Source organism: Acinetobacter sp. TAC-1, assembly GCF_029025845.1.
In the GTDB taxonomy this organism is placed as follows: Bacteria; Pseudomonadota; Gammaproteobacteria; order Pseudomonadales; family Moraxellaceae; genus Acinetobacter; species Acinetobacter guillouiae.
Genome location: NZ_CP118892.1, coordinates 1391693 through 1413097 on the forward strand (window position 1 = coordinate 1391693; position 21405 = coordinate 1413097).

The window sequence follows — 21405 nt, forward strand, 5'->3', positions numbered from 1 at the left end:
GATGGATAAGATCAAAAAATTATATATTTCCGATGTGACTTTACGTGATGGCAGTCATGCAGTCCGCCATCAGTACTCCATTCAAAATGTGCAACAAATTGCCAAAGCCTTAGATGAAGCAAGAGTAGACAGTATTGAAATTGCGCATGGTGATGGATTACAAGGTTCAAGCTTCAATTATGGTTTTGGCGCACATACAGATCTGGAATGGATTGAGGCAGCTGCTGATGTACTCAACCATGCGAAAATTGCAACCTTATTGTTACCTGGCATTGGTGCGATTCACGATCTCAAAGCGGCTTATAAGGCAGGTGCCCGTGTTGTTCGTGTTGCGACACACTGTACAGAAGCTGATATTTCCAAACAGCATATTGAATATGCCCGAGAGTTAGGTATGGATACCGTGGGCTTCCTGATGATGAGCCACATGACCACGCCTGAAGCATTGGCACAACAAGGTAAACTGATGGAGTCCTATGGTGCACAGTGTATCTATGTGGTGGATTCAGGTGGTGCGATGTCGATGAATGATATTCGCGCACGCTTCCGAGCGATGAAAGATGTTCTAAAGTCTGAAACACAAACAGGTATACATGCGCACCATAATTTAAGTTTAGGCGTTGCGAACTCTATTGTTGCTGTGGAAGAAGGCTGTGACCGTATTGATGCCAGCCTTGCGGGTATGGGGGCTGGTGCTGGCAATGCACCACTAGAAGTTTTTATTGCCGCTGCTGAACGTTTAGGTTGGCATCATGGTACTGATTTATTTACGTTGATGAATGCTGCTGATGAACTAGTGAGACCATTGCAAGATCGCCCAGTACGAGTAGATCGTGAAACACTTGCATTAGGGTATGCTGGGGTATATTCAAGCTTCTTGCGTCATGCCGAAATTGCTTCTAAACGTTATGATTTAAATACCGTTGATATTTTAGTGGAATTGGGTCGTCGTCGTATGGTGGGTGGGCAGGAAGATATGATTGTTGATGTCGCTTTAGATCTTTTGAAACAGCAACAGGCAGGATAACAGCATGTCTCAATTCAAATTAAATGGTAAAGTCGCTTTAATTACAGGTGCAAACTCTGGTATAGGTGCAGTCACTGCAAGAGAGCTAGCCTTACAAGGCTATCATGTCTTTTTAGCGTGTCGCTCTCAAAAGAAAGCACAAGCTGTACTTCAAGAAATCCAAAGTCTTAGTTTTGGGCGTGCAAAGGTGGAGTTTATAGAGTTAGATCTTGCTGATTTAGACTCTGTACGACAGTGTGCGGAACAATTTCTTTCTCGAAATTTGCCTTTGAATTTACTGATTGCAAATGCAGGTTTGGCTGGTCAGAAAGGCATGACCGCTTCAGGATTTGAACTTACGTTTGGGGTTTGCCATGTCGGACATTTTCTTCTCACCCAATTACTCACTGAAAAATTGATTGAATCAAAACCTGCACGCGTGATTGTGGTTGCAAGTAAGGCACACCGACATGCACAGGACATTGATTTTAATACTGTACTGCAGTTCACCAAGAGTTTTGGCGGTTTAAAAGAGTATGCAGTCGCCAAACTCGCCAATATCTTGTTCGCAAAAGAATTGGGACGACGTTTGTACGGTACAGGTGTAACCACCTATGCCATTCATCCGGGTATTGTTTCAACCAATGTATGGCGAGGTTTGCCACAACCCTTAGTTAAGCTCATTAGTCGCTTTATGATTAGCCCCGAGGAAGGTGCGAAAACAACACTTTATTGTGCTACCCAACCGCAGCTTGCTAGCGATACGGGGTTCTATTACGAAGATTGTAAAGTCAAAGTTTCTTCGCCTGCTGCTCAGAATATTAATTTAGCCAATGAGTTATGGGAAAAGAGCCTAGATTGGGCAAAACAATAAACTAAGTTTTAAGAATACAGGGATGTATTCTTAAAATGCCAATGATATTCAGCAAAATACAACTGCGCAGAAATTTCTTAAAACATTTAAACTGAATAATAAGTTAAGAAGTGGAGATATTTTTCCACTTATTTCTACTGGACTAGGATATTTACTGATTCCCAAGCCTCAACGTTTTATTTTAGCTTTGGGGAGTGAATATCTACTTTAGATATTATGCAACAAGGTATATAGCATATTCGTGAGCAAGTTACTCAGTCTATTGGAAAAATGCAGATCAACCGATAAAAGCAAAATTGGGTTGGTTACGTAAGAAACTCACAAAAAGTTTTGATGAATGGTATAATCTGTATAATAATAGTCAAAATTGTTCAAATACTGCATTCTTGTTCAAAAGGTTTAAATTGTGCGTTTATCTTCATCACAGCAAAGAATCCATAAGACAGCATTAAAACTTTTTGCTGAAAAAGGCTCTACTAATATTAGTATAAGTGAGCTCGCTTCAGCTTCTGGTGTGGCTCGTGGTACTATTTATAATAATCAGCTAGATCCTGATACATTGTTCGAAGACATCGCATCTCAACTTGCGGAAGAAATGAATGCACGTGTTATTAAAACACTAGGGAATGAATCAGATTCGGCTATTCGCCTTGCAACTGGTATTCGTATGTATGTTCGTAGAGCCCATGAAGAGTCCGATTGGGGACGATTTATATGCCGCTTTGCTTTCAGTTCAAAATCATTAATGGCCTTATGGTCAAGTAGTGATTCACCATTGCCAGATGTAATGGCTGGTTTAGACAATAAGCGATATACATTCCGTGAGGATCAACTGCTTTCCATCATGTCTTTGATCGCAGGATCTGTTTTGACATCTATTTTTCTCGTATTAGAAGGACATAAAACCTGGAGAGATGCAGGTACTGAAATCGCTGAGTTATTGCTATACGCAATGGGCGTAGATCGTGATGAAGCCTATGAGATTGCAAGAAGGGAATTAACGCCATTATTAGAATTATAATGTTTCATCCTAAAATACTTTGATAGTATTTCATTTAGAACCGAGTGAAGTAATTAACTCGATTCTTGCTTTGATGCAACACCGCAATTAATTCCCATCGATCATAGGAAAGAATGGATGGTAAAGCAGCCATTGTATAAGTAGTAGCATTTTTTTCTATTCACTCAAAGCCCCTGAATTGATTTTTTATCAAAGACTTTGACACAAAACTTGGCACAAACAATAAAATCTAAAAGAATTTAGTGAGTTGATAATTAATGAAAAAATATAATACAACCTATTGAAAAGTGATTTCTTGAGTTCGAATCTCACCGCTTCCGCCAAATTCAAGTTTCTGACACTGTTTAACACTATATAAGTTTATGATTTATAAGGTTAAAGTTGGAAATATACGATATGACAAGCCGTGACGCACTACGCCAATCGGTAGTTATAAAGTAGTAAAAAATGCAGTAAGATTATTTCTTACTGCATTTTTTTATGTCTGAATTATGGCGACTCGTGGAATCAATAAGCTTAGTGCTTTACAAGTTAAAAAAGCTAAACCTGATCCTGACAAGATGTATAAGCTGTCTGATGGGGGAAACCTGTACCTGCGTATTGATCAGAGTGGTAGCAAGTACTGGATATTCAATTACACACGTCCATTTTTAGCCAAACGTAATGATTTATCTTTAGGTACTTATCCTGAAGTTTCACTGGATGATGCTCGCACTATTCGTGATGAATATAAGAAGCTCATTAAGCAGGGCATCGATCCAGCAATGGAGCGGATTGAAACCAAGTCCCAGAAACAGAAAGAAGCAGAAAATACCTTTCGTATTGTTGCTGAAGCATGGCTATATAAACGTGAGCTAGAGCAAAAACAGGATGAAGAGACGATCCGTCGTTTAAAGCACGATGTCTATCCCTATATTGGTGATTTAACCTTTCCACAGCTTACCTTGGAAATTCTTGAGATTAAGGTCTTTAAGCGCATTATTGAACGTGGTGCATTGTCAGTTGCCAAACGCCTAAAATCGGACTTGAACCAGATATTTAAGTCAGCACGTAAAAAGAAGCTGATTCAATACAATCCTATTGAGGATATTGAACTGCCCAAACCACAGGGTGGGAACTTTGCAGCCGTGACAGAGGAGCAGGAACTAGCTCCAATGCTCAATAAAATTTGGAACTACTCCAAACTTTATCCACGTTGTTCACATATCACACAAGTGGCGTTAAAAATCTCCGTGTTGACCTTTCAGCGACCTGGGGAGATACGCAAGCTGAAAAAGGAGTATTTCTATTGTGAAGAAAGATGCTTTAAATTTACAGCTAGTAAAACCAAGCAGCTTCATATTGTACCATTGTCAGATCAGGCCTTTGACTTAATTGATTCAATTATTGATCTGCACCCATACAGTGAATACATTTTCGTGGGTCGGGATGGTAAAACTTTTATTTCTGATAATACGATTAACTCAGCGTTAAAACGCTTGGGCTATGCTGGGAAGCAAACGGCACATGGATTACGTGCAACCGCACGAACCATGTTGGATGAAATATTAGAACAACGTGTAGACTTTATTGAGCATCAATTGGCACATAAAGTAAAAGATAATAATGGTACAGCCTACAATCGAACCAAATTTTTAAACAATCGTCGGGAGATGATGCAGGAGTGGGCGAATTACCTAGAATCATTGCTGGATCAGCAACAGTAAAAAGATGAAAATCCAATGATAAAAAAATAGCCTGTCAAACGACAGGCTATTTAATTTATGCTGCTTTAAGCTCTTTGAGTTCAAGCCATTCAATAATCTGGCTTTCAGCCCATGTGGGCATACTTGCTGTTAAATAGGTAGGTTCAGGAAAATCACCCCGACGAATCATTTTCCAGAAGGTGGATTCTGCAATATTCAATATCCCTTTGGTTGCAGGCTTATAAGATAGCTTTCGTCTGCGACCACCACGATCTACATAGTCCTTGGCAGGGCGTTCAGGGTAGTTGACTAAGTCTTTGACACGATAATGCTGTTCTATCATTTTCCACCTCTAGGATTTTATACACATAAATATTAACAGTATGAAAGTATTGATATTGAACATTGCATACTTTCATATGGCTCATGATAGACAGTGGTATACAGTGATAAAAGAACAGTGCATAATTATAAAAAAACATTACTATTATACATTGTTAACATATTGGAATATAAAAATATGTCTATTATAAAATTTGAAGACTTAAATGAATTGGAACAGGAGTTCATTGATTGTCTGTTTACTTATTATGAATCCAGTTTTTTACAAAATGAGGCATGTGGAAATATAAAAACAGCTGATGAGCCAGAAAAAAGAATCATCGTTGCTGAGTTAAGCGATATACAGCGAAAGGTGCTGAACGAGCGACTACACCTCAATGATTTAATTCTGAAAGAAATAAATGAATTTCATCAACTGATTTTAGGTGAGAATACTGTCATTTCACCTATGCAGATAGTAGTACTATTGGAACAGCTAAATGCATTAAAAGACGAGTTTGATACGCTTTCAAATACAATTCAAAAAAAACGTTATAGTGTCATTTTACAGGCTTATCAGGCTCTGGATGAAAATATTTGCACCCAACGCAATTTAAAGATTTTGAAACGAATGAGAGGTATTCGGGCAGTCAAAGTTCGTAATGATAAGAATGTATACCCACGGCATCAAATTCTGTATCGGGTTTTAAGGGATGAAGCTCATAAAAATGGTCGGTGGGAGAATTTATCACAGGCGGTAAAATCAATTTTGCCAATACTTAGACTTGAATATCAAAAAAATAATCTGGTCTGGATTCAGAATGAAATAGATTCTAAGCTGGCATTGATTGAAGAATTGGAAAAGGGACGACTCATTAATTCCCATAATAAACAGAATGAAAATTATCATGGAAAGGTTTATCAGAATCGTAAATATCAGAACAGGATCGACAAACTTCAGTTAGAAATAAACGAATTAATCATTGCTCAGAAGTCAACTGACCCTGCTTTGCTGCTGGGGAAAAAAATACCCTATAACACCATTTATAATGATGAAAGTATTCTTCACCACTTAAGGGATTGTACTGAACTGTTACAGGATATTCTTATTCAAAAGTGATAAGAAGTACTCATAAAAAACAATCATCAGCTTATTCATTACCAAAAGTATCAGAAGCAATTTGATCAACGGATAGGTGCCTGATTTGCTCTAGCTGAATATTTTTCTGTATTTCCTTTAAAAACTGGAGTTTTAATTTCTGAATTTCACTGGCGTCCTGAAGGGGGCTATTGGTTAATTCATTAATGGTAATTTTACTGTTGATTAATTCATTAATGAGATACTTCTGGATGACTTCATCCTGTTTGCGTACCTGAAGCTGTTTAATATAAAGCATTTTATCAAGGGCTTTGATGCGTTGGTTCAATTCCTCAATAATCATGTCTTTTTCATTTAATTTTTGCTTATAGGGTGGAGGGAGCGTTTGCTTTGCCTCATACGTATTCATCAGGAATTCTAGACACTCTGCCTCAGTTTTAAGTTTGAGCTTTTCAGTCAATGCCTCCATTTTTTTGGCTGTATGTGAGGTTAGATAAAATTGCTTTCTCACATTCGCATGATTTTTCTTGGAATATTTGAAATTTCTGAATCTATTTTTTAGATCGGAAAAATATTTTTCATTGAGTAAAAGTACCCATTGATTCGTTATTTCTGCTACGAGTAATGGGTGGATCATGGTTTCGATGGGCTGAATTTGCAATCGTCCATCAGGAAGCTGAACTATCTGCAGTAGTGCCTGCTCTTTGTTACATTCGTGCTCTAAAAACAAGGATTTTAATGTCTGATCTTTATCAAGCCATTGTTGCAATGTCAGTTGTTTTCTTGCCATTTTGATGTTCTATGATGTTTGAAATTCTAATATGATTATAGATTTTAATTAAGGTGGAATAAACATTTCTAAATACGTTTAGTAAATGTTTATTTGTTTTAAATTTATTTTATAGTAAATATTTGTGCCTATCTAAAAATAATTCTAAAATTTACTAATAGCAATGTTGAATGAATAAAAATGTATGGATGAAATGACAGAAGAGCATAAGCAGCTCATTTTTAATTTTAATGAGTTATCACCACATAGATTAAGTTCCTACGCTAGACTGGTGCTGATTAAATTTATTAGTCTCTTTGGTACACAAAAAACCAACGATTCATTGTTGGAATTGTCTGAAAAGATAGGTGTGCAACATAAAAAATTAAAACTGGTATTGGAGGAGTTATCAGGCTTTGAGATATTGGAGTTTTCATATCCAGAAACAGGTCGGCGGGCAAGAGTTAGAACAATACAGCTGAATTTAGATTATTTAAATCTGCTATTGAGTAAAGTTAATCAACATGAAACATCCCATCATAGGTATGTCCGCCTTAAGAGAGCGATTAAGCAGTTTGACCTTTTAATGCTTATTTTAATCAAATTATCTCAAGTCAGAGTGACCACTAAAAAGTTTGATTTACTACCCGAACAAAAACTGGATTTTAGGGTATTGTTGACATTATCAAACTTGACTCGCTCATGTGATGCTTATGGGGTGATACGTAATATAGGTACAACACAACTGGTTGCTAAAACAGGGTTAAATAAGCAAGCAATATTTGATTCGATCTACTTTTTGAAAAAGATAGGTCTGCTTCGGGTACATGTGCATGGGACGATCAATAACAAATTTATAAAAAATATAACGCCAACCTACGTGTTGAATTTATCTCATACCTTTTGGGGTAATCATGCTCGGTATGGTCGGTTTTATATATTGGAAGCGAGTGAAAGACATCATTTTGAAATAAAAATGATTGCTGATATTTTTACGGTAATTTCTGAGCAGGTGCAGCCGTTGGATTCTGACAACTCACGCGATCTCAATCACCTTACGACATTGGTTCTTAAGGGGCTTGATTCAGATAAAATCAACATTATTTCTGGAACAATGATTGAGCGTATCCAGTCTTCATCACAAGTTCAGGAGACGATTTCTAGTTTCATTAAAGAATGTCTAATTCATTATTTGCAATTACAACAATGCCATCAGGAACAAGGAGATTTGACAGTATTTGCAAAAGTGTTCAAACAAGCATTAATCAATAAAAAGAAGCAACATATCAAGTTGAATGATTTGGATTCAAATTTGACAATGATGCAATGCTATTTTGAATCATGGTGTTGCAGACTGCTTGATCAGCGGGGTTTACGTCAGCATATCTTACAAGGTTCACTGTTATATGGTGTAGATATTTTAAATCGGACTACAATTGAAAAAGATATTTATCCTTTTGTCTTTCAAGAAAAATACCGTTTGGAATTGATTACAAATCCTGACTTAATCAGAAACAGCGATCCAGATGCGGACATCCAAATACAGATTCAGAAGCTAGAGAAACAGGAGCAACGGTTCATCCTAGAATTCTTATTATTTTGTTTGAATTTGATTGCCAAAAATCAGATTTTACCATTTTTAAAAAGTACGCGAAGACTCAGTCATGTAGCAGGCAAGTTTTTTCAAATTATACCAAAAGTCGAGTCGCAGAAAATGTATAGTTGTATCTATGTGCCCGATTCAACACTCACTAAAGATGAGTTTTTTCTGATCGATATCCCTCATCCAATTCGTGGGAAAGAGGAGGAATATTCGAACGAAGACTATTTGCTGAAATTCATTGAACCTAGTGTTGATGACATGAAAAAATATGGATTGCTGGATCAGTTTTATACAGGAGGAACTGAATTGCTGAATAAAAAAGTAGCGTAAGTTTAGCTTCTGTAATATTCCCATAATTTGGTTATTCTCGCTGTATGGCGCAGTGGTGTAATGGTCAGTCTAGACAGGTTTGCTTAACAGGTAATATATATTATTATCTATTAATAATATAAACAATAACTTATATCGTTGATTAAATACAGTGAGTTATTTAGTTAAGTATAGCCCATACTCAAATGGGTTATAGACAATGTATCAATATCAAATCACTAAAAGCATTCTAAATTAACCCTATAGTATGTTCCAAAGTCTCTAAGCATGTTCAGCTAAGCAGGATGACCACAACATCCTGCTTTAGAATCATGATCAGTAAAATTTTACATCTCTCACTTAGATATGAACCTTATGTTTCAGTGAGAACCTAAATGTACCAGAATAATCCATTAGAAAGTGAATCATCCATTCTTATCTCAATCGAAGATTTTATGGTTAGTACATGCCATGAGCAATTTGTTGATGATCATGAAGAATTCAAGCGAGAGCTGTTGGATGCTGTGTGTGCTTTTAAGGTGATTTACAGAGAAGATTTTACTTATTCCAGAATCATTAATGTTTTCAAAAGAGTGATTAATCTCGTAGATTACATTATGGATAAATTGGACTCCCATCTTTATGAAGATATTTTACGATTTGAACTAAACCACATCTTCCATATTCAAGGCATAATTCAACATGAGATGAAAAATACAATACGAGAACAATTCGATTTTCAGCGTCAAGAACAACGTAATCGCTTTAAACTGGAATGCTACCTAAATAAACTGCTTACACACTATGCTAGATTACAGTTTGTTCGAGTAGATATCTCTATTCTTAAAGAATATCAAATCCATTGGGGTATTCAAGACTTTAAGTATGCATTGGATATTCTATGTAATCGTATGTCAAATAAAGATACCTGTTTTAAGCACTTACAAGGTTATGTATGGGCATTAGAGCAGGGTGTAGAAAAAGGCTATCACTGCCATTTATTACTCATCTATGATGGGAATAGTCGTATAGAGGATTCAGGTTTAGCAAAACTGGTGGCTGAGTATTGGAAGCACATCACCAATCAACAGGGTACTCACTACAACTGTAATACCAAAGACAACAAGGAAAAATTTGATAAAAATGGATTGCTTGGGGTTGGAATGATTCATCGTGATCAACCAATACAAGTTACAAATGCGATTCGTGCAGCGATGTACTTGGTCAATCCTGAAAAAGAAGATCAGCGCTTACGGGCTAAAACCTCTCCACAGATGCGGACTTTTGGTACAGGTCAGTTTGAAGTAAAATGGCGCAGAGATATTGAACAAAATGAGTCATTATGATATTAAAAATAGAGAACACGACTATCAGATGTATTCTCTATCTTGTACAGTTTGACATCAAAAAGACAAACTTACATTTCCTTGATCGGTGATTAATTCAGCTTCAAGCACCTGATCACCACGGCATTTCAATAAGTACGATACTGTAGAGCTATAGCTCATTTGCACAGGCATCTTGCTATGAAAGTCAGCGGTGTAATAACCACAACGACCACGATTAATTTTCATGCCTTGTAGAACAAAAGGCTGATTGCTGGTCGATTGAATTTCAAGAATATATTCAATTGCCCCTTGTACATTAAAAGCAGATTGAGATTCTCTAGCACTAATGCGAGCCTTAACATTTAGATCGCTAACTTGTGCAGATTCATTCTCAAGCGGAATGTCAGCAGCTTCCTGAGTGTTGTTTGGATTAAGGTCAGTTTCCATCATGGCTTTCAGCACATCAGGATACTTATTCCATCCACTGATATAAGACTCCGCTTCCTTGACCTCAGCAGGTAAATAGACATGACCATTGTCAATAATCATCTGCATTTCATTGAGTTTAGCTTTAACTGCTTCCTCGGTATAAGGAGCATAGATTGATTGAGTATGCTGAGCAGCATTATTGGTAGGCTCACCTGAAGTATCAGTTTTTGGTGGTTGATTGTTCTGGCTACATGCCATTAACAGGGAACACAAGGCAATGGTGGAAAATAATGATTTCATGATTGCACTCCCTTATAATTTAGGACGAATAACAACAAACCAGACGAATAGTAGAATCAAAATTCCACCAACAATTTTACCGATTACAGGAAACATCACCGCAGGCCACACTAAGCCTTGCCCTAAATTGTAGGTAAATGGCTTATAGTTATACTGCCCCCAGAAATGTTGATAGATGGCAAAAAAGAATCCAATGACCAGATAAGTGCTGATCAGTCCAGCTTTAAGATTAGAATTCATTTACTTCCCCCCCAGTTGCAAATTTTGCCAATGCAATAAAAATTCCCATCACGATCATGAAGCTAATGAAGGGTAGACCCAGTACACAAATCACAGCGATGACGCAGATAATGCCTGCAAGTGTTCTCATGGCTACTCCTTCATACACTGATAGGACACATTGACCATATCCATCTGGAAGGATTCAGTTTGTTGTAAGGTGTAGATATTTTCTTTCAGTCCACCCTCACCATATTTCTTTTCAAGTTTGTCGTAGATGCATGAACAAGTGCTGTCATTAATGCCGCCTGTTTTACAACCACTGATAAACTGGCGTTCGGTTTTGCTGGCACAGCCTGATGCTAGAAGTGCAACTGAGACAACAATGAGTGAAGTTTGAATTTTCATCATTTCCCCTAATTTTTATTGTGTTATTTGATGTGTAATATATTTTGCTGAATTGACTAAAGTGTAGATCTGAAAAAGCTTTCCAAGGCTAGATAGCGTTTAGATCAGTCAAATAAGCAAAAAATTTTGAAAGTTGCTATTGCAACAGAGGAATAGAAAATCGTTTTAGGGAAAATAATATAGATAGAAAGTGCTGAGTCATGGTGACTACTCCTTTTGTATGAAAGAGAGTCTTACCAAATTACTGTCAAATAATGGTGGCAAGACTGGGCGGGTTGACAGACTGATACAAAAGGAAATCAGCGCACGCAAGCGTGCCCCTCCCAGTCTCACCGTAAAGGCGTGACTTAAGAGAACGCACAAAACCATCACAGCGTTGTTGTGCGCCTTTTGTAAACGGTCTGTCAAAACCGACTGACGATGTAGGTCAGCAGTCGAATGATAAAATTAAGGGTGAGTTTAGTCAATCGAGGTTATGAAAATATATAAATAAATCAATAATTTTATTATTTTTAATACACTAGTACTTTTTCAATTTTAAGTAATATAATTCTGGTGTCTAAAATAGTAAATTATCTGAAAATTCAAAAAATTAGGGGGATATATGAATTTTAAATTACTTAAAGTACGACTAGATAGAATTAAAACTCAAAAACATACACTTACTCCAGAAGATATGTTGATGTTAGTTACTCAAGAAAAAGCTGATCTTAATTCGGGGTTTTTCTCTCGCTTATTTAGTGTGACTATTCCACAAAAATGGGAATTTTCTATCAATTCATCTGAGGAAATTGGCGTTGCTTTAGAATTGGTTGAATTGATTGAAACAGTATTTATCCCTCACTATCAGGGGCATGCAAAAAATTATGCTTGGTTAGAGCAATGTATTTTATTCAAACTCAAGCATCAAGCGTCGATGAATATTTCTGAATTAGTCAGTCGGTATTTATCGAAGATTGAAAAAAGTGAACATTTACAGATTAGTCGAGAGATCTTAAAAATTTTATTTGAGCGTGAGCCTAGCAATGCTGTCATTAAAGCACAGGCGATAGTGTACAAACGTAGTCAAATCTATACTAGCGCTATAGAAAAGTTTGAGTACTATTTTGAGCATTGTTCTTATCAAGAAACATTATATTTTGATTATCTTGAATGTTTAATAATGCGGAAGAATGTTATCTATAATCAGGAAAAAGGAGAGTTTGGTGATTTGCAATATGCTGTATATTTACTTTGCTCTATAGACGATGCGAAAGATAGAGCATTACAAGGGAATCTACTCAATCGTGCTATAACAGCCCTTTTACCAGAAGACGTTATTGCAACTCGTCCTGAAGATACGAATTTCTTAGCTGACATGGGACGTGGGCTAAATAGTTTTAGTAAGGGAGTTGGTACATTTTTTGGAGGGCGTGATTCGCAGATTCCATATAGTGAAGGAATTATTGCGAGTGCACCAAAACTTTTGAAAAATAAAAAAATTGTTGAGTGTCTTAACCAAAATCAAAAAGCACAAAAAGAGCTAGAAAAAATATTATCTGATCAAGGGCTAAAGGTGGGTGTGGGCTTAACGGCATCCGCATATTCTTTAGGATTAATTTGGGATTATGCACATATTGATCCATCTGTATTAGATGCATTGAGCTTTGCATCAAAAGGAAATCCTGAAAACTTAAATACTTTACAAGACATTTCAGCGAATACACTAGATAGTGCAGGAGCAGTGACTCGTTTAACTGGTTATGTTGCTGAACAACAGGTTGCACTGAATTTACAACAACAAGGACATACAGTTGAATTTCCCGATAGCGCAAACCAAGCTGGTTATGATTTGATTGTTGATGGCACACCGATGCAAGTTAAGTGCTCAATGGATGCTGATTATGTATTAAGTCATTTTGATAAGTATCCAGATATTCCAGTGATTGTGAACAGTGAACTTGCAGAGCAGCTAGGTAATCATCCGATGGTGTTAGTGGATACCACTTTAAGCTATGAAGCTGTTCAGGAAACTACTGGTGTAGGACTAGAGCAAGTTTCAGATTTTGCGGATGTAGGAGATATGCTACCAATCCCACTATTAACGATTGGTTTAGCGGCATATCGTAATTATGGTGATTTTAATTCAGGTAAAGTGGATGGCGAGCAATACTTAAAAAATGTTGGCAAAGAAACTGCTGCAATTGCTGGAGGTGCAATGACAGGGTCAATGCTACTCGGCGCATTAGCAGGTCTTGCTACAGGTGGTGTTGGAGTCATTGTTGCGAGTGGTATTGGTGCATATATGGGAGGGGTTGCTGGTTCTACAGGTGCAAATAGTATGAATCGAGAAGCCTTGTGTAATCAGAGAGATATCGTAGTGAAATTACTCATTGAATTCGCAGCGTGGTTCAATGAAAATTTATTGGTTCATCGAACAAATGTGCTATTCAAACAGCTACAAAGTTTTGAAACTCATATGTTGAATAATGCTGATCGTATTATTACTTTTAGTACTTTATTGATCTATCAACATGAAGCTTATATGCGTGCCTATCATCTGAACCAATGGATATTACATAAGTTGCAAAAAGGTAATGAAATGGAAAAGGTTCAAGCTGGTTGGGTGGCTATTGATGAGTCAAGTAATTTTATATCAGTTGATCTACAGCCAAAAATTAATGAAATTAATCGTCAATTAGAGATTTATAGGGAACTTGCCAAACCTGATTCAGCACAGCCTAATCGTACTCATCAGCTTAAACCTGCTTGAGTGTTGGAATAATATTGATAGTTGTATTTGAAATAAAAAATTGGAGAGATTATTTACTAATTGAATTAGTAAATTAAAAGTTATTCCAAATAATTTCAGACACATAATATCCTAATGAGAATCATGAAACTCTTTTGAGTTCTTCATGAAAATATGAAAACAAAGTCTGCCATCGAGCAGGCTTTTTTTATGCACAAAATTTAAGGAGTCGAGCTATGAGCTTGAGCTGTCCCTTTTGCCATTCAACGAATGTGATATTGGTTGAAGCAAGTACACAACAATCAAATACGACCTTAACCAATTTGGTCACACCGACCACATTGGGTGCATTGGGAACCACGGTCGCAAAGTCTTTCAATCTGCCACCGATTGTCGGTGGAATAGCAGGAACGGTACTCGGCAGTGTGTTGAATTCATTTACCGAACAAAGCACACCACCACAGCAGAATTTATGCTTCTGCCACAACTGCTACCAAAAGTTTCCAGCGCACCTTTTGCATTAAAGATCGTTAGTAACCACACAAATTCAAATTTCATTTTCAAATTAAAAGGAATAAAACTATGGCACATCAACTTGAACAAATGGCGTATGTCGGAGAAACCCCTTGGCACGGACTAGGGAATCAACTGACACAAAACCAACCGATTGAAGTCTGGGCACAGCAGGCAGGTATGGATTGGCGGATTGAATCTTCTAATGTCAGTTATATGGCGCAGAATGACCGTGGGCAAAGCATCATCATGCCTTATGAAGAACAACGAGTTTTATATCGCTCTGATACCCATGCTCCACTGTCAGTCGTCAGTCAACGCTTTCAGGAAGTGCAACCGAGAGAGATTTTAGAATTCTATCGTGACCTCACCGAGCAATCAGGTTTTGAACTTGAAACCGCAGGTGTACTCAAAGGTGGCAAGAAATTCTGGGCACTAGCACGTACAGGGCAAACATCCATGTTGAAGGGCAAAGATGTCAGTAATGGCTATATGCTCTTGGCAACAGCATGTGACGGAACCCTTGCCACCACCGCACAATTTACCTCGATCCGAGTAGTGTGCAACAATACTTTAGCGATTGCCTTAAAAGGACAGAACAGCAGTGCAGGTGTGGTCAAAGTTCCACACAGTACTAAATTTGATGCTGATAAGGTCAAACAGCAACTCGGTATTTCAGTACGTGCATGGGATGAACACATGTATGAAATGAAGCAACTGACACAACGTAAAGTGAGTCAGATGGAAGCATCCGCTTACTTTGATGCCGTGTTCAATAACAGCACAATGAACAACGTGGTGGATCAGGAGGACAACATCATCCAGTTCTACCGTGATGTAGCCTTACAAGCCCAAGCCAATGGCAAGGACAAAGCTGAACCAAATGCCAAATCGATGAGTCGAGCTATGGAAATGTTTAATGGTCAAGGACGAGGTGCGGAGCTAAGTTCAGCCAAAGGAACAGCCTATGGATTACTGTGTTCAATCACAGAATTTATAGACCACGAACGTCGTGCCATGAGTACCGATCACCGGCTTGATTCAGCTTGGTTTGGTGCTGGCGCATCGATCAAACAACGAGGATTGGAACAGGCACTTAACATGCTTGCATAGTGCGGAATATACATTTTTCAATCATGGAAAGTTAGACCTAACTAAGCATTTTTAAATGGAATTTCGAATTTTAAAAATTATTAAAACCATAGCTTCGGCTGTGGTTTTTTTATGCCCATTTTTTGTGATCCCCATCATTTTACATAGCAAAATAATCAGGACTTCAATATGAATACCGCAATTTTAAATCCATCTATGCAACAGGCAAGTACCCCATTTATTGCCCCAAAATTATTCACAGCCAAACGCTTGGTCAATACAAAGAATATGACTCAAGCAGAATGGCTTGAAGTCAGACGCCAAGGTATTGGCAGTAGTGACTGTGCCGCAGCCTGTGGACTTAATCCCTATATGTCGATGCTAGAACTGTGGATGATCAAGACAGGTCGAGTTAAACAATCCATTGAAGATGAAAGCACAGGTCATGCCCCTTTATATTGGGGTAAACAACTTGAACCTTTGGTCGCTGAATACTACAGCATGCATACCAACAACAAAGTTCGTCGTATCAATGCCGTACTACAACATCCTGATGAGGATAAGCATTTTATGCTGGCTAACTTAGATTACTCGGTGGTAGGTAGTGAGGAAGTACAGATTTTAGAATGCAAAACCGCAGGGGAATATGGAGCAAAGTTATGGCGAGATGGTGTGCCTTTATACGTATTGTGTCAGGTGCAACATCAACTCGCTGTAACAGGCAAAAAGGCAGCGCATATTTGTGTGCTGATCTGTGGTCATGAAACTCGTATCTATAAAGTGGCACGCAGTGAATCAGTCATTCAACATATTGTGAATGCAGAGCGATACTTTTGGGAGTGTGTGGAAAATGACACGCCACCTTCAGTCGATGCCAGTGAATCGGCAGCTAAAGCCATTCAGCAACTCTATCCTCAACATATTCCACTCAGTGTCGAAGATCTCAGTCAAAATGAACAAGCCAATCAGTTGTTTGCTCAACTGATTCAAGAAAAGCATCATATTGAAAAACACCAAAACAGCTTTGATGAAACTAAGCATCAAATTCAGATGTTAATGAAAGATGCTGAACGAGCAACTTTTGCCAATGGTTCAGTGACGTGGAAACGATCTAAAGACTCCATTGCTTTAGATAATAAGGCTGTATTGAAAATGCATCCTGAACTAATCAATGAGTTTCCACAAAACAAGGTGGGGACACGACGTTTTCAAATCTATAGCAATGATGACTGACCCGATCAAAACCATGCATCTATATCGCTAACTATATATGCATGAAATATCCATTCTTCCCAAAAGCGCAAAAAAACCACCCCCGATCTACCGACTCCCGAAGGAGCGGTAGACCAACAATGGCGGTTTTTGCGAAGTCGTAGCTTTTCATATTTCTGTTTACTTACATAGCAAGGGGTAATCAGTAAAATTTTACTTATAGGACAAACAACATGATCAAAGGTTTAGCGATTACACCGCCAATACTCGGCAGAATTAGTATCGGTAAAGTGGTCGAAAAGAATGGTAAACGTCTGCCTGAAAAAGATGATCAATTTACGATTACTAGCCAAATTCAGAATAAGGATGGCTGGGTGAAACACCCACTGGATGAGCAGCTAAGAGCCAAGGCACAAAACCAGAAACTCAGAACCATTCCTGTCCGGATGATTTTTAATGATCCTGAACTCAACTTGCGAGCTGAGTACACTCTATTCGACCGACAAACTGGTCGGCCCATCTGTACTGGTAATGGTGAAACCTGTCAGCGACTTGGACAAAACGGGGTTGAACAGCATCCATGTCCATCACCTGATTTATGCCCCTTGGCCCAAGGTGGACACTGCAAGCCTTATGGGCGGCTTTACGTCAATCTAGATGAGTCGGATGAGTTGGGTACATTCATTTTTAGGACTACAGGTTTCAATAGCATTCGTACCTTAGCTGCACGGCTTCGTTATTACCATGCGGCTTCAGGTGATTTACTTTCATGTTTGCCATTGCAACTGACCTTACGAGGAAAAAGCACAACGCAAAGTTACCGTACCCCAATTTATTACGTGGACTTAACCTTACGTGATGGAATCAATCTACAAGAAGCCATTACTTCAGCCAAACAGATCGATGGACAAAGCAAGACAGCAGGGTTTTATCAGGAGGCTTTAGATCATGTGGCAAGGCTAGGTTATGGTAATGCCAGATTTGAGGTAGGAGGTGAGGAGGGACTGGATATTGTTGAGGAGTTTTATATCAATGAACCAAAACCAGAGCAGGGTCAGCAGCTTAGTGATTTAACTCATGTTCAAGACATTCAGAAAGGGTTGCAGCATTCTGTGCAGGCTCTCAATTGAAATGGACCTAGTTAGAAAAGAGTACTTGTACTCTTTTTTTTGCAGATTTTGGACTGTAGATAAGAAAATACTCACTCCTAGAATTTTTGAGAGATGGATTTACTTTAATAACGCTTTTTAGTATTTTGGTAGCAAATCAGAAGTATGTTCATGACTATGCGTTCAAGTAGGTTTTCTAAGCTTATACTCGCATTTGTCCTGTTTTTGTTTACCATAACAATTACGGGAGTTCATGCGTGGGCGCCTGTTCTACTTGAAAATATTGAACATCAGCATGAGTTGAGTATCATTGTAGAGGATGATGCTTCTAGTCATTGGTCTTTACAGCACTCAGATGATTCTCTAAAAAGTTCTGCTGATCATGATGCAGAAGCACATACGTGGAAGAATTTTGATGAGCCGATCTATCATCATTCAGTAAAGCCAATTTCTTCTGATAGTGATTTCAGCATAGATCCAATCTTTATTCTTAGTTTCGCACTTCCACTAGTTTTATTCTTTTTCCAGCTTTTTGAAAAGCCCGTTTATCGAGTCTTTTTAAAGCGGCGATCCCCTCTAGTATTTAGTAATTCTTATACTTTCTCTAAAGATTTAATCGTCCTACGTAATTGATCTTTCTATACAAAAAATAGTTTTTAATTTTTTTGTATAGGTAAAGTCATGTCTAAAAAATATCAGATATTTCTTACCTGTGGATTTGTAGCAACAGCAGCAAATGTATTCGCAGAAACGAATTATGCAGAACTACAAAAGCAGGTAATCGCAAATGATGCTGTACTCAATAGCTTACAGCAGTCCGAGCAAGCTTATGAAATCAATCAAAAGTTTGCTGGCAGATTAATTAATCCGACTTTCAATATGGAGTTGGATAATCTCGGTAATTCAAAATTGAAAGATTTGGATGGCCCAACAACCTTGCTGGGGCTATCACAAGAGATCCCCCTCAGTAATAAACTTTCCTTGAGAAAACAGATTGCGAGTTTTCAAGGTGATCGTAATCAGTTCGAAATAGCAAAGCGTCAGGCTGAACTCAAAGCAGATTTAAGAATCTGTATGGCGAACTGGTATGTAGCTACTCAGCGTGCTGAAATTTATTCTTCTGAGAGTAAATTGAATGCCAGACAAGCTAACGTTCTTTCCGAACGTCTTAAGTACGGGCGAGTAATTCCTTCCGATGCTCAACTAAGCATAGCACTTTCATCTGAGTCGAAATTGCGCCATCAAAATGAAGTGAAGAAGATTCAGTTCCAGAAAAATCTATGTTCTAAGTTCACTTCCAACCTGCCCAGTAGTGCATTGGAGGTTCCGCTAAGCTTTAATTTCACAGACAAAATAAGTTTGTCTGAGCAAGAAGCAACTTTAAGTTCAAAGCTGAAAAAAGCTCAGTTTGAGTTGGCTCGTAAAGAAGCAATACCAGATATTACTTTGGGAGTAGGGGTTAGAAACTACCAAGAAACCAATGACAAAGTCTTTCAGGTTTCGACATCAATACCCCTCAATATTTTTAGTCGAAATAAAGGCAATATTGCGATCGCTCAAGCAGAGCATACGAAAGCAGAAACACAGTCGGTGCTTGTGAATCGTAATTCTAAAATTGAATTGGAAAACAAGGCTATTGAGGTTTCCAACTTGATTGATGCGATTAAGCAATATGATCAAACGGTTTTGCCCGCAACAAATGAGAGTCTCCGAATTGCTGAAATGGGATACCAAGCAGGGAAAAACTCTTTACTTGAATTCAATAATATTAAGCAAATTTGGTTAGACAAACATCTTGCTCGATTCGATATGTGGTTGGCTTTGCAAACTGAAATTGCAGATGTCGAACGTAACTACATTACTCATTTAGATCAAGAATAAGGGCAAGAATATGAATAAACAAACCAATACATTGATTGCAACTGGTGTCGTTGCCTTACTTATCGTCTTATGTGCAATTGCTTGGTATAAATCGGGCAATAAAACACAAGCGAGCGCACATGGTGAGGTCGCCGAAGAAAAAGTAGCTGTGGCTGGAGATGAGAAAGGGCCTCACGGTGGTCGTTTATATCGAGATGGAGATTTCTCTGCTGAGGTCAAGATATTTGAGGAAGGAGTGGAACCACACCTCCGTGTTTATGGGTATTTGAAAGATAAACTACTTAAACCTGAAGACTTAACAGCAAATATCTACATCAAACGTTTGGATGCCGAGCAAAATATTCAATTTCAACCTGAGAGTGATTACTTAATTGGGAATGAAATTGTTTACGAGCCACATTCCTTTTTAATGATGATAAACGTTGATTATCAAGGGAAAAAGCATACTTGGAAATGGGATACGAAGGAAGGCCGTGTCACCATGTTGGACAGTAGTATTAAGAGCAGTGGATTAGAGCTTTTAAAAGTTGAATCAAAGATGTTTGAAAATGCTTTGGAGTTAAAAGGCGAACTGAAGTTTCCTGATAATTTTGAAAGCTTTATTACGCCTAAAGCCAGTGGGACATTGATCAAAACTTACCGTAATCTAGGTGATAAGGTGAGTCAGGGAGACTTACTTGCTGTAGTTCAAAGCCAAGATGTAATTCGTTTGAATGCCGATCGTAAAGTTGCTTTGGACAGCCTACAGTTTGCTCGTCAAAAAATGGAACAGGAACGAGCGCTATGGCAAAAGCGTGTATCACCTGAAATTGATTATATTTCAGCAAAACGAGACTTTGACGCAGCACAAACTCGTGCAAATGAGTTGAATAACTTAATCAACTCTTATGGTGGTTCTAGTAATGGTACTGTTGAAGTTCGTGCTGCAATGTCTGGAACAATATTAGAAGTCCTTGGTGCTGTTGGATCAAATGTAAGTTCTTCAACACCTATTTTTAAAATCGCAAATACTTCTCAACTTTTAGCAGTTGTTAATGTTCCCGCTGACAGGCTAAATGCTATAAATCCTAACAATAAGGTTAAAGTTAAACCTCAAAGCCCTGTGGATACAGAAGAAGCTTTAGGACGAATTAAATATATCAGTGATGTCATTGATCCAAAGACACGTACAGCACAGGTCTTTATTGAAGTACCAAACCAGTTTAAGTGGCGCTCAGGACAGTTAATCACGGCCCAAATTTTTGAAAATCAAAGTTTGAAGCCGATGGTTGTGCGTGAAGATGCTCTACAGAGCTTCCGTGATTGGGATGTTGTATTCATTCGTGTTGGCAATGATTTTGAAGCTAGGCCTCTGGAGCTTGGTGAAAAGTACAATGGGTATGTGGAAGTTAAATCTGGATTACGCGTAGGACAGGTTTATGCCGCTGGAAATTCATATCTTTTAAAAGCAGAGCTAGGGAAATCTGGCGCTACTCATGACCACTAAGGGGAGTAGC

General features: G+C 38.1%; 21 protein-coding genes. 15 read left to right on the forward strand and 6 right to left on the reverse strand.

Going from position 1 to position 21405, the window contains the following annotated elements; translation table 11 throughout:
- Nucleotide 1 precedes the first annotated feature (1 nt).
- The 4 genes from dmpG to PYV58_RS06445 all read left to right on the forward strand — a co-directional run bounded on the left by dmpG (nucleotide 2) and on the right by PYV58_RS06445 (nucleotide 4607).
- Entirely contained in the window at nucleotides 2–1027 is a 1026-nt protein-coding gene (dmpG, locus tag PYV58_RS06430) for a 4-hydroxy-2-oxovalerate aldolase (protein ID WP_034611397.1), read from the forward strand.
- Nucleotides 1028–1031: 4 nt separating this feature from the next.
- Nucleotides 1032–1880, forward strand: a complete 849-nt coding sequence (locus tag PYV58_RS06435) for an SDR family oxidoreductase (RefSeq protein ID WP_034611400.1) — start codon at nucleotides 1032–1034, stop codon at nucleotides 1878–1880.
- Between the two features lie 406 nt (nucleotides 1881–2286).
- Nucleotides 2287–2901, forward strand: coding sequence for a TetR/AcrR family transcriptional regulator (locus tag PYV58_RS06440; protein WP_034611403.1), 615 nt, complete (start codon nucleotides 2287–2289; stop codon nucleotides 2899–2901).
- 491 nt (nucleotides 2902–3392) lie between these two features.
- Nucleotides 3393–4607 (forward strand): integrase arm-type DNA-binding domain-containing protein, encoded by a 1215-nt coding sequence (locus PYV58_RS06445; RefSeq protein ID WP_000235462.1) that lies wholly within the window; start codon nucleotides 3393–3395, stop codon nucleotides 4605–4607.
- Between the two features lie 55 nt (nucleotides 4608–4662).
- Here the strand turns inward: PYV58_RS06445 and PYV58_RS06450 are convergent, their stop codons facing one another.
- On the reverse strand, nucleotides 4663–4929 hold the full coding sequence (locus PYV58_RS06450; RefSeq protein WP_000572501.1) for an AlpA family phage regulatory protein: 267 nt from the start codon (nucleotides 4927–4929) through the stop codon (nucleotides 4663–4665).
- Nucleotides 4930–5106: 177 nt separating this feature from the next.
- Between PYV58_RS06450 and PYV58_RS06455 the strand changes: the two genes are divergently transcribed.
- Nucleotides 5107–6027, forward strand: coding sequence for a hypothetical protein (locus tag PYV58_RS06455; protein WP_000022452.1), 921 nt, complete (start codon nucleotides 5107–5109; stop codon nucleotides 6025–6027).
- Between the two features lie 31 nt (nucleotides 6028–6058).
- On the opposite strand, the gene PYV58_RS06460 is transcribed toward PYV58_RS06455, so the two are convergent.
- Nucleotides 6059–6796: a hypothetical protein gene (locus PYV58_RS06460; RefSeq protein ID WP_000101621.1), complete on the reverse strand. Its 738-nt coding sequence runs from the start codon at nucleotides 6794–6796 to the stop codon at nucleotides 6059–6061.
- A gap of 184 nt (nucleotides 6797–6980) precedes the next feature.
- Between PYV58_RS06460 and PYV58_RS06465 the strand changes: the two genes are divergently transcribed.
- Both PYV58_RS06465 and PYV58_RS06470 read left to right on the forward strand, forming a co-directional pair.
- A complete protein-coding gene (locus tag PYV58_RS06465) occupies nucleotides 6981–8708 on the forward strand; it encodes a hypothetical protein (protein ID WP_000344079.1) in 1728 nt (575 codons plus the stop codon).
- 374 nt (nucleotides 8709–9082) lie between these two features.
- Nucleotides 9083–10033 carry an inovirus-type Gp2 protein gene (locus PYV58_RS06470; RefSeq protein WP_000284561.1) on the forward strand — a complete coding sequence of 317 codons (951 nt, stop codon included), beginning with the start codon at nucleotides 9083–9085 and terminating at the stop codon, nucleotides 10031–10033.
- Nucleotides 10034–10090: 57 nt separating this feature from the next.
- Here the strand turns inward: PYV58_RS06470 and PYV58_RS06475 are convergent, their stop codons facing one another.
- The 4 genes from PYV58_RS06475 to PYV58_RS06490 are packed head-to-tail and all read right to left on the reverse strand — an operon-like array spanning nucleotide 10091 to nucleotide 11371.
- Nucleotides 10091–10744, reverse strand: coding sequence for a hypothetical protein (locus tag PYV58_RS06475; RefSeq protein ID WP_000838342.1), 654 nt, complete (start codon nucleotides 10742–10744; stop codon nucleotides 10091–10093).
- Between the two features lie 12 nt (nucleotides 10745–10756).
- Nucleotides 10757–10984, reverse strand: coding sequence for a hypothetical protein (locus tag PYV58_RS06480; RefSeq protein WP_001087629.1), 228 nt, complete (start codon nucleotides 10982–10984; stop codon nucleotides 10757–10759).
- Nucleotides 10974–11114: a hypothetical protein gene (locus PYV58_RS06485; protein WP_001259410.1), complete on the reverse strand. Its 141-nt coding sequence runs from the start codon at nucleotides 11112–11114 to the stop codon at nucleotides 10974–10976. Before PYV58_RS06485 ends, PYV58_RS06480 begins: the two co-directional genes overlap by 11 nt.
- A gap of 2 nt (nucleotides 11115–11116) precedes the next feature.
- Entirely contained in the window at nucleotides 11117–11371 is a 255-nt protein-coding gene (locus PYV58_RS06490; RefSeq protein ID WP_000701730.1) for a hypothetical protein, read from the reverse strand.
- Nucleotides 11372–11975: 604 nt separating this feature from the next.
- Between PYV58_RS06490 and PYV58_RS06495 the strand changes: the two genes are divergently transcribed.
- From PYV58_RS06495 to PYV58_RS06530, 8 genes are all read left to right on the forward strand, one after another.
- Nucleotides 11976–14123: a glycine zipper family protein gene (locus PYV58_RS06495; protein ID WP_001009680.1), complete on the forward strand. Its 2148-nt coding sequence runs from the start codon at nucleotides 11976–11978 to the stop codon at nucleotides 14121–14123.
- Between the two features lie 215 nt (nucleotides 14124–14338).
- The gene (locus tag PYV58_RS06500; protein ID WP_000058781.1) at nucleotides 14339–14626 is read left to right on the forward strand and encodes a hypothetical protein; all 288 of its coding nucleotides are present in this window, start codon (nucleotides 14339–14341) and stop codon (nucleotides 14624–14626) included.
- Between the two features lie 58 nt (nucleotides 14627–14684).
- The gene (locus tag PYV58_RS06505) at nucleotides 14685–15728 is read left to right on the forward strand and encodes a DUF932 domain-containing protein (protein WP_000951122.1); all 1044 of its coding nucleotides are present in this window, start codon (nucleotides 14685–14687) and stop codon (nucleotides 15726–15728) included.
- 168 nt (nucleotides 15729–15896) lie between these two features.
- Nucleotides 15897–16940 carry a lambda-exonuclease family protein gene (locus PYV58_RS06510; protein WP_001090272.1) on the forward strand — a complete coding sequence of 348 codons (1044 nt, stop codon included), beginning with the start codon at nucleotides 15897–15899 and terminating at the stop codon, nucleotides 16938–16940.
- A 212-nt stretch (nucleotides 16941–17152) separates the two neighbouring features.
- Nucleotides 17153–18049 carry a hypothetical protein gene (locus PYV58_RS06515; protein WP_000589670.1) on the forward strand — a complete coding sequence of 299 codons (897 nt, stop codon included), beginning with the start codon at nucleotides 17153–17155 and terminating at the stop codon, nucleotides 18047–18049.
- Nucleotides 18050–18205: 156 nt separating this feature from the next.
- Nucleotides 18206–18661 carry a hypothetical protein gene (locus PYV58_RS06520; protein ID WP_002086797.1) on the forward strand — a complete coding sequence of 152 codons (456 nt, stop codon included), beginning with the start codon at nucleotides 18206–18208 and terminating at the stop codon, nucleotides 18659–18661.
- A gap of 48 nt (nucleotides 18662–18709) precedes the next feature.
- Entirely contained in the window at nucleotides 18710–19909 is a 1200-nt protein-coding gene (locus tag PYV58_RS06525; protein WP_000039774.1) for a TolC family protein, read from the forward strand.
- Between the two features lie 10 nt (nucleotides 19910–19919).
- Nucleotides 19920–21395, forward strand: a complete 1476-nt coding sequence (locus PYV58_RS06530) for an efflux RND transporter periplasmic adaptor subunit (RefSeq protein WP_001041870.1) — start codon at nucleotides 19920–19922, stop codon at nucleotides 21393–21395.
- The last annotated feature ends 10 nt before the right edge of the window (nucleotides 21396–21405 follow it).

Bases quoted from the DNA above. Each gene is read 5' to 3' on its own strand.
- dmpG (WP_034611397.1), top strand. From the start codon at position 2: ATGGATAAGATCAAAAAATTATATATTTCCGATGTGACTTTACGTGAT.
- PYV58_RS06435 (WP_034611400.1), top strand. From the start codon at position 1,032: ATGTCTCAATTCAAATTAAATGGTAAAGTCGCTTTAATTACAGGTGCA.
- PYV58_RS06445 (WP_000235462.1), top strand. From the start codon at position 3,393: ATGGCGACTCGTGGAATCAATAAGCTTAGTGCTTTACAAGTTAAAAAA.
- PYV58_RS06450 (WP_000572501.1), bottom strand. From the start codon at position 4,929: ATGATAGAACAGCATTATCGTGTCAAAGACTTAGTCAACTACCCTGAA.
- PYV58_RS06455 (WP_000022452.1), top strand. From the start codon at position 5,107: ATGTCTATTATAAAATTTGAAGACTTAAATGAATTGGAACAGGAGTTC.
- PYV58_RS06460 (WP_000101621.1), bottom strand. From the start codon at position 6,796: ATGGCAAGAAAACAACTGACATTGCAACAATGGCTTGATAAAGATCAG.
- PYV58_RS06465 (WP_000344079.1), top strand. From the start codon at position 6,981: ATGGATGAAATGACAGAAGAGCATAAGCAGCTCATTTTTAATTTTAAT.
- PYV58_RS06470 (WP_000284561.1), top strand. From the start codon at position 9,083: ATGTACCAGAATAATCCATTAGAAAGTGAATCATCCATTCTTATCTCA.
- PYV58_RS06475 (WP_000838342.1), bottom strand. From the start codon at position 10,744: ATGAAATCATTATTTTCCACCATTGCCTTGTGTTCCCTGTTAATGGCA.
- PYV58_RS06480 (WP_001087629.1), bottom strand. From the start codon at position 10,984: ATGAATTCTAATCTTAAAGCTGGACTGATCAGCACTTATCTGGTCATT.
- PYV58_RS06485 (WP_001259410.1), bottom strand. From the start codon at position 11,114: ATGAGAACACTTGCAGGCATTATCTGCGTCATCGCTGTGATTTGTGTA.
- PYV58_RS06490 (WP_000701730.1), bottom strand. From the start codon at position 11,371: ATGAAAATTCAAACTTCACTCATTGTTGTCTCAGTTGCACTTCTAGCA.
- PYV58_RS06495 (WP_001009680.1), top strand. From the start codon at position 11,976: ATGAATTTTAAATTACTTAAAGTACGACTAGATAGAATTAAAACTCAA.
- PYV58_RS06500 (WP_000058781.1), top strand. From the start codon at position 14,339: ATGAGCTTGAGCTGTCCCTTTTGCCATTCAACGAATGTGATATTGGTT.
- PYV58_RS06505 (WP_000951122.1), top strand. From the start codon at position 14,685: ATGGCACATCAACTTGAACAAATGGCGTATGTCGGAGAAACCCCTTGG.
- PYV58_RS06510 (WP_001090272.1), top strand. From the start codon at position 15,897: ATGAATACCGCAATTTTAAATCCATCTATGCAACAGGCAAGTACCCCA.
- PYV58_RS06515 (WP_000589670.1), top strand. From the start codon at position 17,153: ATGATCAAAGGTTTAGCGATTACACCGCCAATACTCGGCAGAATTAGT.
- PYV58_RS06520 (WP_002086797.1), top strand. From the start codon at position 18,206: ATGCGTTCAAGTAGGTTTTCTAAGCTTATACTCGCATTTGTCCTGTTT.
- PYV58_RS06525 (WP_000039774.1), top strand. From the start codon at position 18,710: ATGTCTAAAAAATATCAGATATTTCTTACCTGTGGATTTGTAGCAACA.
- PYV58_RS06530 (WP_001041870.1), top strand. From the start codon at position 19,920: ATGAATAAACAAACCAATACATTGATTGCAACTGGTGTCGTTGCCTTA.